Origin of the sequence: Methanosarcina sp. KYL-1 (genome assembly GCF_024372725.1) — an archaeon.
Taxonomy (GTDB): Archaea; Halobacteriota; Methanosarcinia; order Methanosarcinales; family Methanosarcinaceae; genus Methanosarcina.
Map to the genome: position 1 here is coordinate 1 of NZ_VOUA01000013.1, position 13,008 is coordinate 13,008.

A 13,008-nucleotide genomic window follows, 5' to 3' on the forward strand; every position below is an offset into this window, starting at 1 on the left:
AAAGACTCAGATAAAAGACTCAGATAAAAGACTCAGATAAAAGACTCAGATAAAAGACTCAGATAAAAGACTCAGATAAAAGACTCAGATAAAAGACTCAGATAAAAGACTCAGATAAAAGACTCAGGGAAATAAATTAGGGATATATCCTTCAGGAAAGACAAATCAGATAATTTTGTTGCCCTCAAGAACAGTCTTTACTAGGAGGTCGCCTGTAGATATGTCGAAGGTTATTGTACGTCCGTAATTTTTGCCTGTGTCTTCGGCAACGATAGCTACTCCCAGTTCTTCCAGGGTCTTTTTTGCCAACTTTGTGTTTCTTTCGCCTATGTTCAGATGTGTGGTTGAGAACATGCTTGCCCCACCCACTACCTTTGCTTCGAGCCGTTTTCTGCAGGCCCCTATCTTTACTACTTCTTCCAAAAGGTGCTCAATTCCCGAATCTGCAAACTTGGCAGGATTACTAGCCGGATTAGCCTTCAAACAAGCTTCCTTTATGCTCGGAAGCATGACGTGGATGAGGCCTCCTACCTTTGTTTCCCGGTCATAGAGTGTTATCCCTACACAGGAACCAAGTCCGGAGGCCTTTAATTTTACAGGGCTTCTGGCTACTGCATAGTCCCCTGTTCCCACAAGAATCAGGCTGGAATCTGTCACCTTGCAAACCCCTCCCGGGGTATGGATTAGTTCATTAATCAACTCTTTTGGAAAATCAATAATGTCTGTCCTTGAGTAATTAGGAATTTATGATTCTTAAATAGTTCTATACAATAATTTATCATGCATTTCTAATAATTATTTACTTTCCATAAAATGTATCCAGTTATTTGATAAATTTCACATTCTTTTCTTTCAATCCATATAATTAATATCCATACCATTAATAATATCATTGACTTTCTTTAACACGTAATCAAGAGAAGCGGGGTCAAGTAGGGTGACAAAGTTCCCATTGATCTTTTTTTCCTTTACAAGAAACTCTGCATCAAATATGAGAGCGAAATCCGCTTTACAACTCATTTCCGTAAGTACGTAGTTCAGGATCGAGCTGAACATGTCATATGCTGTATAGGGTGTTGAAATTGAGGCGTCTATATGTAAAAAATTGTCAAGAGTACTTATAAATGTCCCGGCCAGGATGTGGCTTACTTCTTCGAACAAAGGTTTATTTGTCTCTAAGGAGAGATTTTTCCCTTCATTTACGGAAAGGGTCTGGCAGAGAGCTCTGGCGCTGTCTTCCGAGAAAAAGACCAGGATATATCCATTCAGCTCTTTTTCAATATGCACGAACGTCCCTACAAAAGGGAAATCTGAAATGCCCGTTACCTTTGGTACATTTTCTATTAATTCAAGCCTGGTGTTCAGGATTCTGGTTTGGACGCTGTTGTGGACCAGTCTTGAAAGGGAGGTTGCCGAATTTCCAACCCCTATATTTCCTATTTCTTTCAGCGCTCCGTATTCAAAGTCGCTTAAATTCCTTAGTTCACTTAGATTCCTTATTTCCTGTCCCATGTATATCCCCTGAAGTTCCCTTTATGTAAAGACGCTCTCTTGTGTTGTAGGGTTTAAAGAGGTTATTTGCGGTCCCCAGAAGTGTTTCTGCTTTTCCTATTATGAAATATCCTCCGGTGTTCAGAGCTCGATAAAAGTTAATGTGAAGGTGTTCCTGGATTTCTTTTTTAAAATATATCATGACATTCCGGCAGATAATAATGTCAAAATGGCTCATTCCGGACCCGGAAATCAGGTCATGCTGCTTAAAATGGGCGATTTTTTTCAGCTGCTCGGAAATCTGGTATTTTTCACCTTTTTTTGTAAAATAAAGTTCCCTTGTGCTTGTATCCACGTTTTTCATCACACTTTCGTTGTAGATACCTTTCCTGGCTTTTTCAAGGCTTAAAGTGTCAATATCCGTTCCAATGATGCTGATCCTGTATTTATCAAAGTCTTTATTTAAAATTTCATGCAGCAAGATGGCAAAGGAATAAGCCTCTTCTCCCGAGGCACAACCCGCACTCCAGATCCGGATTGATTTTATCATTGCTTCTGATTTGGATTTGATCACAGACGGCAGGATTTCTTCTTCTATTATCCTGTAGGTTTCAGGATTGCGGAAAAACTCACTGACATTAACGGTCAGGGCCTCAATCAGGTGCCTGTATTCTTCAGGGTCTTTTTTCAGGACTTTGAGGTACTCTGCATAGCTGCCGGAATTGGTGGCCCTCACCCGTACGTTAATTCTACGCCTGAAATGAGATTCCTTATACTGGTTACAGTTAAAGCCTGTGTTTTTCGTGATCACCTGCTTTAACACTTCAAAACCCGGGTCCTCCTCAAAAAGATCCTCTACAGAGCTTTTCCCAGTGCTGTTACCTTTTTCAGCAATGTTCCTTTTTCCATCAGGTCCAGTATTCATTTCATCCACATTTTATTTCTTCTGTTCAGTTTCTTCTGTTCAGTTTCTTCTATTTTCAAATGAGGGTGTTGATGTCAAGGATCAGTACCACATTTCCGTCGCCCAGAATTGTTGCTCCTGCAAACCCTCCGGTCTTCTCCACAAGTCTGCTTTTAAAGTTTTTTATTATGACTTCCTGTTTTCCCAGCAGTTTATCCACAACAATCCCTATGGGCTGTCCTGCTTTTTCCGCTATGACAACAGTGAGCCTTTCCTTTTCCGAATCCGGAGGCAGTTGAAACAGCCGGCGCAGCCTCAGGAGGGGCAACACCTTTTCACCTGATATAAGAACTTCTTCACCCCTTATGTGCCGGAGTTCTTCTCTGCCGACCTCGACGTTCTTTATTATGTTGATGAAGGGAATAGCGTATTTTTCTTCCCCTACTTCTACCAGCATGGCCTGGTACAGGGCGATGGTTAAGGGCAGTTTCAGCACGAACCTTGAACCTATTTTGGGGTTTGATTCGATTCTTACGGAACCTCCGAGGTGCTCCACCCGGTTTTTCACAACGTCCATTCCCACGCCCCTCCCCGAGATGTCCGTAACCCTGCTGGCGGTGCTGAAGCCATGCGCAAAGATTAACTGCAATGCCTCCCTTTCCGAGAACTGCTCGGCCTCTTCCCCCGAGATAATTTTCTTTTCTACTGCAGCTTTTCGGAGATTTGCCGTGTCCATTCCCTGCCCGTCGTCTTCAATTTTGATCAGGACATGGTTTTCCTGCCGCAAAGCAGTGAGCATTATCGTTCCGGTCTCATTTTTTCCAAGTTCCAGGCGCTTTTCCGGACTTTCGATTCCGTGATCCACCGCGTTTCTCAGCAGGTGCACCAGAGGGTCTCCAATTTCATCCAGAACAGTTCTATCAAGCTTGATTTCTTTTCCCCTGATTATAAAATCGATTTTTTTATTTTCTTCCTTTGCAAGGTCCCTTACCATTCTGGGAAACATATTAAAAACCTGGTCAAGAGGCACCATCCTTGCCTCTATCACTTCCTCCTGTATCTCCTTTGTGAGTTTCTGGAATTCCGAAAGTGCGGCATCCAGCTCCTTGGATTCCCGGTCTCGGGTTAACTGACTGATCCTGCTTCTGGAGATCACAAGTTCGCCTGCCAGGTTCATGAGCTTATCAAGCTGATCCGTACTGACCCTCACACTCTGGACGCTCTTGATCTTCGGACCGGGCCTGGGAAAAACAAAGACATTTTTTTCACTTCTTTCAGTTTCCTTTCCAACTCCCCTTTCAGCTTCCCTTTCAACTCCCCTTTCAGCTTCCCTTTCAACTCCCCTTTCAACTCCCCTTTCAACTCCCCTTTCAACTCCCCTTTCAACTCCCCTTTCAACTCCCCTTTCAACTCCCCTTTCAGCTTCCCTTTCAACTCCCCTTTCAGCTTCCCTTTCAACTCCCCTTTCAGCTTCCCTTTCAACTTCCCTTTCAGCTTCCCTTTCAACTTCTTCAGATGGAGCATCTTCAGGGCTTTTTTCAAGTCCAGAACCCAGAGAATTGAGAATTAGATTTTTTACTTCGATGATTCTGCCAATTTCCTTTTTTATGGTGGCTTCATCTTTTTTTGTTGAAAAGATTATTTCAAAGTCAAAGCCGAACTTCTCATTTTCCAGGTCCTCGAGAGCTGGTATAGTTTTGATAATGTTCCCGTTTTCCGAAAGTTTGCGTATTACCAGGGCCGAACGGGCAGTTTTCATGAGGCAGGTCTCTTCCAGGGCAACGTGGGCTAGAAATACCTTCGATCCTTCCTTTTCCGCTTCTTTTATCAATTCCCGCTCAGTTTCTGAAAGTTCAGGCTTCTTTGCAGGATAATTTCTCACAGGATAATTTTCTTCTTTTGAGGAATCTTTTAACGCAGGAGTTTCCTCTTCTGCAGCTGAAGATAGGGGTGAACCTTCCCTCTGTAACTCTTCCCCGTGTACCATGCCACTTGCTTTTTCTTCGGGGAGGGTTCCTGCAGTTTTGGTGGTTAGTGCCCTTAGGGCATTTAAAACCCTGGCAGTTTCGGGGGGAATTCCGCTGTCTAATCCACTTCCGTTCCCCCTTCCCTCTATTTTTTCGGCTTTATTTTCGCCTGGTTTACATGCCATATTTTTGCAGGTACTTTCAACAAGGCTTTCCAGAGCGTCAAGGCATTCAAAGAGAAGATCAGTCATGGGCTCATCAAGTTTGAGCTGGCCTGTTCTGAGCCTGTCCACAAGGCTCTCCATTTCATGGGTGAGCTCGACTATCTGCCTGAACCCCATCGTTGCAGCCATGCCTTTCAAAGTGTGGGCTGACCTGAACATTATGTTTATGTGCTCTATGTTTTCAGGGTCTTGCTCAAGTACCAGCAGGGAATCACTTAGTTCCTTGAGTTTTGTTTCGGCTTCTGCCCTGAAAATGCCCATGTACTTTGACAGATCCATAATCGTTTCCTGCTTGCTTATCAGTCATCGGTTTTTTGCAGTAAAGGGGGAGAAGTTTGCTCCATTATGTTCAGGAGTTCTGCAGCCATCCTGTCCAGAGGGAGTACCAGGTCCGCAAGTTTTCTTCTTACTATTTCTCCGGGCATGCCGTAAACCACACATGAACTCCGAGCTTCTGCGATTACCTTTCCTCCCATTTTTTTTATTTCCTCGGCCCCCTCGGCCCCATCACAGTTCATTCCTGTCAGGATCAAAGAAATAATCCTCGGCCCGTAAATAGGGGCAATTGACCTGAAAAGGACGTTAACGGAAGGCCTGGTCCCCAGTTCCTTCGGGCCCCGGTTGAGGTGGACAACCTCTCTTTGAAGCCCGTTTATCATCTTCCTGACAATTTCCATGTGGTAATCTCCCGGAGCCACGAGCACGACTCCTTCTTCTACCTCATCTCCCTCTTTTGCCTCCCTTACCCTGAGGGAGGACTTCGCATCAAGCCTTTTTGAAAAGGATGCAGTAAAGCCCGGAGGCATATGCTGCACAACAAGAACTGCAGCCGGAAGGCTGGCAGGAAGCGCACTTATAAGTTTTTCAAGGGCTCTTGGACCCCCTGTGGACGCTCCTATAGCCAGGACATTTTTTACCGGAGAGACACTTCCCCTCGTTTTTCCTTCCTCTTTTTCAATTTTTTCCGGCTTGTTGCTTTCGGGATCACACATGCATCCCAGATTGCCAAGGTTGGCTTTTGCTGCCGCTCTCACTTTTTTGCAAATTTCTTCAGCCATTTCCGGAATGCTATGGCTGAGGATTCCCCCTGGCTTTTCAATAACGTCCACGGCCCCGTATTCGAATGCAGTCAGGGTGATTTCTTCGGCCTTTTCCCCAAGGGCCGAAACCATGACTACGGGGGTCGGGTATTCTTTCATGATTCGGGCAAGGGTTTTCAGGCCATCAAGTACCGGCATCACGTTGTCAAGAAGCACGATGTCGGGCCTGGAATTTTCAATTTTTTCAAGGGCGTCCTTTCCATTGATCGCTGTTCCGATGACTTCGATTTTGGGATCTTTGTCCAGTATATCAGAAAGGACTTTGCGGATCAAAGCGGAGTCGTCGACTACAAGTGCGCGGATGGTCATCGAAGCACTTCTTTAGTTATTTTGGTCAGCAATCCTTGCAATTACGTCCAGTATTCTGGAAGGTTCAAAGGGTTTTACTATGAAGTCCTGTGCGCCTATTTTTATGGATTTTGTTACCACGGACTGCTGTCCAAGAGAGGAGCACATCACCACTTTTGCTTCTGGATCCATGTTAAGCAGCCTTTGCAATGTTTCGGTCCCTTCCATGTCCGGCATAATGATGTCCATAAGCACGATATCCGGCCTTACTTCCAGATATTTGAAAATTGCTTCCTCCCCCCTTGCCGCTTCAGCTACCACTTCGTGTCCGTGCTTTAACAGGATATCCTTGATCACCATTCGCATAAATTCGGCATCGTCCACGATCATAATTCTTGCCATGTCGTTCCCTTCTTTTACGATTTCGTAAAGCAAGTGGCAAATAGCATAAAATGACAAACAGCACTACTATTTTGCCATTTTTACTATTTCATTTTATTTACTACTGTTTACTACTTATTTTTCTTTAAGGAATGAATTTTTAACAAGCATGTTCACAAAACGTCTTTATGAAACGTTCTTTACAAAAATTGCAATTGCAATTTAATGGATAAGGGCTCTGCAAGTGAGAAAAACAACCATAAATTGACAGAATTGACAACCTGGATTTTTTGACTTCAGTCCATGAAGTTTACAGTCCATGAAGTTTACAGTCCATGAAGTTTACCTGAGTGATATACCCGTGTGATGTGAAACGTTCCAAGGTGACTTTTTCATATTGTCACTTTAAATTTTCTCGACCCCCTACTATAAATGTCGGAGTCAATTTTATTTAACCAGCACGTTATCTCTCTAAAATTCAATTCCTTGCCTGGGAATATTGCTTGGGAATCTTATATACGACACTTACTATATTATGCTTTTTTAATGATTTTTTTATATGTAATAATATCTTAGATTATTTATTAAAAATTATTATTAAAAATAACTGGATAATAGTTTTATTTGTTTAAATACGAAATTATATAATCAGGCATGTGACTAATTTAACCATTTTAATAATTCTCTGTGAATCTTAGAGCCAGTTCTCTGTGAATGTTAGAGCCAGAGTTTAAGTCCAACTGATGGCTATTTTGTTTCCAGGTAAATTAAAGTAGTGAAATAGGGCTTAATAAATAACTTTATATTTGTTTTAGTTCATATGTTACCTTATAAGTTGGGGAAATCTGTTAGCTTTTGCTGAATCCCTCCATTGTGGTATCTCAGTTCATACCATTAAAGTTCTTATCAGCTAACTTATCAGCTAAAACTTATCAGCTAATATAGTAGAAAATATTCCAGTCGAAAACTATCTTATTAATCGAAAACTGCAGTGTTACTAATGAAACGCAGAACCCAGAGGAAAGCTCTCCGGTTTTAAGCTCACTCACAGAAAAATCTGTGGTCTGTAAGTTGCTTAAACTGTGGATTAAACTGTGGATTATCCTGTGGATTATCCTGTGGATTATCCTGTTTGAAGCAGTTAATTAATCTGGAGAGTTGATTGGGTGGGTACTTTACGGAGAATGTACTGGTGCTCTGGTTGACAGATCTGTAGCGATGCGACCTGGTTAAATGGATCTGTTAAAATGGCTGTTAAACAGTCCTTTAAAACTGATCTCCTTTTCAGCCCCGCCAGCAAGGATCCTCTCTAGGGAATCACTGTGTTTGAAAAAAGGTTTGTAAAACACTCAAGAGAGTTGATTCATATGCCTGAAATCCTGCTCGTTGAGGATAATTTACTTAACCTTACGATTGAGGCGGATCTGCTGAAATCTTTTGGATATGAGCCAAAAAAAGCAAAAAACGGCCTGGAAGCTCTGGAAGTTCTTGAAGGGGCCAAAATAGACCTGATCCTGCTGGATATGGAACTTCCTAAGATGAACGGCCTTGAGTTTCTCAAAAGAATAAAGAATAGGCCTGAAACCCAGAAAATCAGGGTTGTTGCAGTAACAGGGTATACTGATCCTGAAAGTGAAAGACAGTTCCTTGAAGCGGGATGTCTTGCTGTCCTGTCGAAACCTATAAACTTCGGCATTTTCAGGTCTCAAATTGAAGAATTTCTAACGGGTTGAGCCCGGGCCTTCTTGAGTTCCGAAGTAAGCTCTGAATCGGATAAGCTCTGAATCGGATAAGCTCTGAATCATAATAAACTCCGAACCATCAGAGTATCAGAAAATTTATGAACTTCTATAACTAATACCTGTTAGGAAATTCGGACAAGATTACATTTATGAAATTTACATTTATTTCCGTCAGTTTCCTTTTCTCAGCGCACGTCGCGTGCAGAGTGGCAATTTGATTATCGGGTGGAAGTTAGTTAAAGGCGGACATTTTGGAGGCAAAGGTGAAAAAAGATGTTTAAAAACACAAAAATAGGGCATCTGGTGATAGGATTTGCTCTTCTCCTTGTTTTGATCTTTTTTGTTGGGTACACGGGTTACGACGGCATGAATAATGTTGAGAAGAAAACCCGGGCCATTGAAAACATGACCTATATTATGAATAATATGCAGGGGGCCGTGCAAGCAGAGGAAAGGTATATTATTTACGGAGACCCTGCGTACCGGGATACAGTGTACTATCATCTTGATCTTGTGCCAACACAGGCAGCGATATCCAGAGAAATATACACCGGTTATCTCGACGAGGTAAATAGAGACCGAATGGAGGCTGTCCTGAAGGCTTCCAGTGATTACAGGGCATCATTTGACGATTATGTTAAGGCAGAAGATGAACAGGCTGCCATAGAAAGCGAGTTTGTTGTAAAAAGGGCAGAAATGTTCGGGGTGATCGAAGAGGTCTATCTGGACCAGATGGCCCAGTATAAACAATACGGTGAAAAAGGGGCTGCAGATGAAGTCCTTCTGAAAAAATTGTCTAATGCTGAGGACACTCAGGAAATCAGGATAATGATGCTGCAGGGCAAAAATGAATATCAGAGCTATATTATCACCGGAGACCACCAGCACGCTGAGAATTATGATCAGATTTCGGGGGATGTCATTGAGCACCTTGATAACTTGAGTTTACGCCTGGAAAAGCAGGAAAATATTGATCGTGTAGAAATGATGATTTCTGAGACAGAGAAAATTAGTGCAGATTTCGGGCGGCTGGTAGTCCTGGAAGAAAGAAAAGCTGCTTCCCAGAAAAATATGGATGTCATAGCCTCACAGGTAGAAGAAATCGCTGCATCTGCCAGTGCCGATCAGAAAGATCAATTGGACGCTCTGATCAGGGAATCTGTCGATAAGATCCTTCTTGTCACTCTCCTGTCGATTTTTATCGGTGCAATCCTCGTTTATGTTATTCTGGACCTCTACAGAAAGCCGATTTACGAATTACTTAACGCTGCTGAGAGTATTTCTAAAGGGGACCTCACGGTTGAGATTGAAGGAACCTCAAGGAGTGAAATTGCCCTTCTCTCGGAAGCCTTTAAGGGCATGGTTGAAAACCTGAGGCGGCTTATCCGGGAAATTCAGGACGGTTCGCTCCATCTTGCCACGCTTTCGGAGGAAATGTCTGCCTCTTCCGAGGAGGTGGCATCGGCCTCAAGAAAGATTTCGGATACGGCGACGGAAATTTCTCACGGGGCAGAAGTACAGACCTCAAAAATAGTCGACATAACCCATGCCATGCAGGACATGACTCACAACATTCAGGAAGTTGCGGACAATACCCAGAAAGTTTCCAAAAATACGAACCTGGTGAATGACACAGTTAACAATATTGGGGAAGTTTCCAGGGAAGTCCTGACAAAAATGGACCGCATTAAGTCTTCTGTGGGTGAGACTGAAGTTGTGATTAAAGACCTGGACTCCAAATCCCAGCAGATCAATGAGATCGTGGCGCTTATTACCCGGATTGCCGACCAGACCAATATGCTTGCGCTCAATGCCGCAATTGAGGCGGCAAGGGCTGGCGAGCACGGCAAAGGCTTTTCTGTCGTGGCCGATGAGGTCCGCAAACTTGCCGAAGAGTCCGGGGGTGCGGCAAAGAATATTTCAAGGCTGATCGAGGAAATCAGGATTAGCATCAGCAACACGGTAGAGTGCATAGAAGCCAGCAAAGGCGATGTCAGGGTCGGTTCAGATTCCGTAAACGGGGCCCTTGAGATGGTCAGGGGGATTGTCTCTACGATCAACGACATTACGAATATGATCGAGGACGTTGCTGCCGCAACAGAGGAACAGTCCGCATCCATTGAAGAGATAACTTCCACCCTGGAGGATATATCCTCAATATCGGAACAGTCCGCAGCAGGGACCCAGGAAGCTGCAGCTGCACTTGAAGAACAGAGTGCGTCCATGTCCGAGCTTGCCAGTATGGCCAGTGACCTCTCTTTGCTCGGAGAACGGATGAAGAAAGCTACGGAAAAGTTCCGGATCGGGGATTCCGAAAACGGTTCGGAAAAAACATCCGTTTGAGGCCTGTTGAGGGGTATTGACATGTTTGGCGAGACATCAAAGCAGGAAACAGGGGTTTCGGAGGAAGGGCTTCAGTTAGTGGTCTTTGAGCTTTCGGGAGAAGAGTTCGGGGTCGATATCATGCAGGTCTCCGAAATTCTTCCCTCTCCGAAGATCACCCGAATCCCCCAGGCTCCTGAATGTGTAAATGGGCTCATCAACCTGCGGGGAAAAATCGTTGTCGTGATCGACCTGAATACCCGCCTGGGATTCAGCCCGAAGGAGAGTGATGAGCTCTCCCGGATCGTTATAGTGGAAGTAGGCGACACCATCATCGGCATGCTCGTGAATTCCGTAAGACAGGTTATGAGGCTGCCTCTTTTATGCATTGAACCCACCCCGGAAATGATCAAGTCAAAAATAAATTCCGAATACTTAAACGGAGTCGGGAAGGTAGGGGACAGGCTTCTCATTCTCTTAAACCTTGCAAAGGTGCTTGGAGAAGAAGAAGTCGATGAACTCGGGCAACTGGCTTCATCCGGAGAAATGTAAGAGAAATATGATTTTATATGTGAATAGAAACTTTTCCTTAAGATGAACCCGATCCTTATCTTCCTTTTTGCCCTTGTCTGCATCCTGCTCTTTACCGCCAGGTTCAGGTTTCACCCTTTTTTGAGCCTTGTTTCCGTATCCATTCTCACAGGGATCCTCGCAGGGCAGCCCCTGGGTGCAGTGGAAGCGGTAACTGCAGGCATGGGCAGGGTCTTTTCCCATTTTGCGGTCATCATCACCTGCGGGAGCGTTATCGGGCTCTTGCTCCAGCGGACCGGGGGTATGTCCGTAATCGCCGATGACATCATGCGTTTTTCCAGGAATCCCCTGCTTTCCCTGAATTTTCTGGGTTTTCTTTTCTCGGTGCCCGTGATGTGCTGCATCCTGGCCTATGTCATCTTTGTCCCGATAGCAAAAGAGCTTTCATCCAAACTTCATAACCCCTCCATTTCCACTGCAACTGCACTTGCACTGGGTGCCCTTGCCTCTTTTAACCTCGTCTACCCTTCCCCTGTGATACTTTCGGCAGCAGGGGAGCTTTCTGCAAATACGGATATGCTCATCATCATGGGATTTTTTATTGCCCTTCCCACTTCTATTGCAGGCTACCTCTATGCCAGAAGGTTCACTGGAGCAGAAGCTACCGGCTTTTCAGGCGCAGGTGAGCAGATAATGCCGGAATTCGGCAAACCTCACAGGCTTGAAGCCTATGGCCCGGTTTTTTTCCCGCTCCTCCTTATCCTTTCACAGGCAGGTTTTGAGCACCCTCCTTCCCTTCTAGCCTTCCTCGGGGACCCTAATGTAGCTCTCCTGATAGGTGTCCTTCTCTCCCTTTTCTCCGGCAGGGGACTGGGAGCTGCCGAGCTCAGGGCCCTCGTAGAAAAAGCCGTAAGAAGAGGTGGAGTTGTCCTTCTCGACCTCTGCGGAGGCGGGGCACTTGGCGCAACCCTTGCCCTGACAGGGGTAGGCCAGGCCCTGGGGCAGCTCTTCATGCAGCTGAACATGCCCCATATACTTGTGCCGTTTCTTGTTGCTGCAGCTTTCCAAACCGTGCAGGGTTCAAGGGTCGTGACCATGCTTGTTGCCCCTTCCCTCCTGATGCCCCTGGTTCCGGAGCTTGGACTTCCTGTGGAAATTCTCATACTTGCAATGGCCTCAGGCACTTTCGTATTTTCCCACGTCAACGACCCTTTCTTCTGGATTTTCGGGGAACTGGCTGAACTGGAACCCCCTCAGGTCTTTAGGGCTTACACGCTGGGGGGAGCTCTGATGGGAGGGGTAAGCTTCCTGCTGGTCTGTGGAGCCTACGTTTTCTTCTACTGAAACTGTGTTCTGGTCTTTTTTCTGGTCCCTTTCTGGTTATTTTTTGCCACATCTCAAATAATATTTTATAATTTGGTATATGGCAAACAAATAAATACCCGTTATTTGAATTTCTCTATATGAATGAACAGAGCTGTCCGGAGTTTACAGGCCTGGAACTCTCGCCGAGAAAAGTGGATTACCTTAAGTTCATTCTGGAAAAAGGAGGCACAGTCAAGACTACCGAGATCTCCTCCAGTCTGAAGGTTGATCCCTCAACCACAAGCAAGACCTTGAATGAACTTGCAGGGGCAGGTTACCTGAACCATGTGCCCTACAAGGGCGTGGATTTGACGGAGCTGGGGGAAGTATATGCGGAATTCCTTGTCAGGCGGCACAGGATCTTGAGCCTTCTTTTAACTCATTATGGCCTCTCAACGGAAGAGGCATGTTCCGAGGTTTCCCGTCTTGAGGCTTTCGTTTCCAGGGATGCGGTTAACAAAATCTGCAGCGCGATGGGCCATCCGATGGTCGGGGTATGTGGAGAGATAACCCACGAGAAATGTTTCCATGAGGAACATCACAGTTGAATACCGGCATGAATGAACCTTTACAGCGCAGCTGAAAAGCAAACAAGCAGGCAAAAAAACAGGTAAACAATCACGTAAACAAACTCGCGATTCAAAAATTTGGGTATACTCCAAAAATAAGCTAGAATACTCCAAAAAGTTGGGT

11 protein-coding genes are annotated in these 13,008 nt (G+C 44.8%); 5 read left to right on the plus strand and 6 right to left on the minus strand.

Features of this window, described 5'->3' with window-relative positions; genetic code table 11:
• Positions 1–165: 165 nt before the first annotated feature.
• The 6 genes from FTO70_RS10025 to FTO70_RS10050 form a co-directional block, all read right to left on the minus strand.
• On the minus strand, positions 166–657 hold the full coding sequence (locus FTO70_RS10025; protein ID WP_255335618.1) for a chemotaxis protein CheD: 492 nt from the start codon (positions 655–657) through the stop codon (positions 166–168).
• A 195-nt stretch (positions 658–852) separates the two neighbouring features.
• Complete coding sequence (locus FTO70_RS10030) at positions 853–1,512, minus strand: chemotaxis protein CheC (protein WP_255335619.1); 660 nt, start codon at positions 1,510–1,512, stop codon at positions 853–855.
• The gene (locus tag FTO70_RS10035; protein WP_255335620.1) at positions 1,484–2,416 is read right to left on the minus strand and encodes a protein-glutamate O-methyltransferase CheR; all 933 of its coding nucleotides are present in this window, start codon (positions 2,414–2,416) and stop codon (positions 1,484–1,486) included. The genes FTO70_RS10030 and FTO70_RS10035 overlap by 29 nt, the downstream gene beginning before the upstream one ends.
• Before the next feature lie 55 nt (positions 2,417–2,471).
• Complete coding sequence (locus FTO70_RS10040; protein WP_255335621.1) at positions 2,472–4,865, minus strand: chemotaxis protein CheA; 2,394 nt, start codon at positions 4,863–4,865, stop codon at positions 2,472–2,474.
• 20 nt (positions 4,866–4,885) lie between these two features.
• Complete coding sequence (locus tag FTO70_RS10045) at positions 4,886–5,995, minus strand: chemotaxis response regulator protein-glutamate methylesterase (RefSeq protein WP_255335622.1); 1,110 nt, start codon at positions 5,993–5,995, stop codon at positions 4,886–4,888.
• Between the two features lie 12 nt (positions 5,996–6,007).
• Entirely contained in the window at positions 6,008–6,376 is a 369-nt protein-coding gene (locus FTO70_RS10050; protein ID WP_255335623.1) for a response regulator, read from the minus strand.
• A 1,301-nt stretch (positions 6,377–7,677) separates the two neighbouring features.
• Here FTO70_RS10050 and FTO70_RS10055 point away from each other — a divergent pair.
• From FTO70_RS10055 to FTO70_RS10075, 5 genes are all read left to right on the plus strand, one after another.
• Complete coding sequence (locus tag FTO70_RS10055; protein ID WP_255335624.1) at positions 7,678–8,088, plus strand: response regulator; 411 nt, start codon at positions 7,678–7,680, stop codon at positions 8,086–8,088.
• Between the two features lie 282 nt (positions 8,089–8,370).
• Positions 8,371–10,440: a methyl-accepting chemotaxis protein gene (locus tag FTO70_RS10060; protein WP_255335625.1), complete on the plus strand. Its 2,070-nt coding sequence runs from the start codon at positions 8,371–8,373 to the stop codon at positions 10,438–10,440.
• 21 nt (positions 10,441–10,461) lie between these two features.
• Positions 10,462–10,971 (plus strand): chemotaxis protein CheW, encoded by a 510-nt coding sequence (locus tag FTO70_RS10065; protein WP_255335626.1) that lies wholly within the window; start codon positions 10,462–10,464, stop codon positions 10,969–10,971.
• A gap of 42 nt (positions 10,972–11,013) precedes the next feature.
• Entirely contained in the window at positions 11,014–12,294 is a 1,281-nt protein-coding gene (locus FTO70_RS10070; RefSeq protein WP_255335627.1) for a GntP family permease, read from the plus strand.
• A 119-nt stretch (positions 12,295–12,413) separates the two neighbouring features.
• Complete coding sequence (locus FTO70_RS10075) at positions 12,414–12,863, plus strand: metal-dependent transcriptional regulator (protein WP_255335628.1); 450 nt, start codon at positions 12,414–12,416, stop codon at positions 12,861–12,863.
• The last annotated feature ends 145 nt before the right edge of the window (positions 12,864–13,008 follow it).

Excerpts from the sequence above, each read along its gene's own strand:
- FTO70_RS10030 (WP_255335619.1), bottom strand. The coding sequence starts at position 1,512 with ATGGGACAGGAAATAAGGAATCTAAGTGAACTAAGGAATTTAAGCGAC.
- FTO70_RS10035 (WP_255335620.1), bottom strand. The coding sequence starts at position 2,416 with ATGAATACTGGACCTGATGGAAAAAGGAACATTGCTGAAAAAGGTAAC.
- FTO70_RS10040 (WP_255335621.1), bottom strand. The coding sequence starts at position 4,865 with ATGGATCTGTCAAAGTACATGGGCATTTTCAGGGCAGAAGCCGAAACA.
- FTO70_RS10045 (WP_255335622.1), bottom strand. The coding sequence starts at position 5,995 with ATGACCATCCGCGCACTTGTAGTCGACGACTCCGCTTTGATCCGCAAA.
- FTO70_RS10050 (WP_255335623.1), bottom strand. The coding sequence starts at position 6,376 with ATGGCAAGAATTATGATCGTGGACGATGCCGAATTTATGCGAATGGTG.
- FTO70_RS10060 (WP_255335625.1), top strand. The coding sequence starts at position 8,371 with ATGTTTAAAAACACAAAAATAGGGCATCTGGTGATAGGATTTGCTCTT.
- FTO70_RS10065 (WP_255335626.1), top strand. The coding sequence starts at position 10,462 with ATGTTTGGCGAGACATCAAAGCAGGAAACAGGGGTTTCGGAGGAAGGG.
- FTO70_RS10070 (WP_255335627.1), top strand. The coding sequence starts at position 11,014 with ATGAACCCGATCCTTATCTTCCTTTTTGCCCTTGTCTGCATCCTGCTC.
- FTO70_RS10075 (WP_255335628.1), top strand. The coding sequence starts at position 12,414 with ATGAATGAACAGAGCTGTCCGGAGTTTACAGGCCTGGAACTCTCGCCG.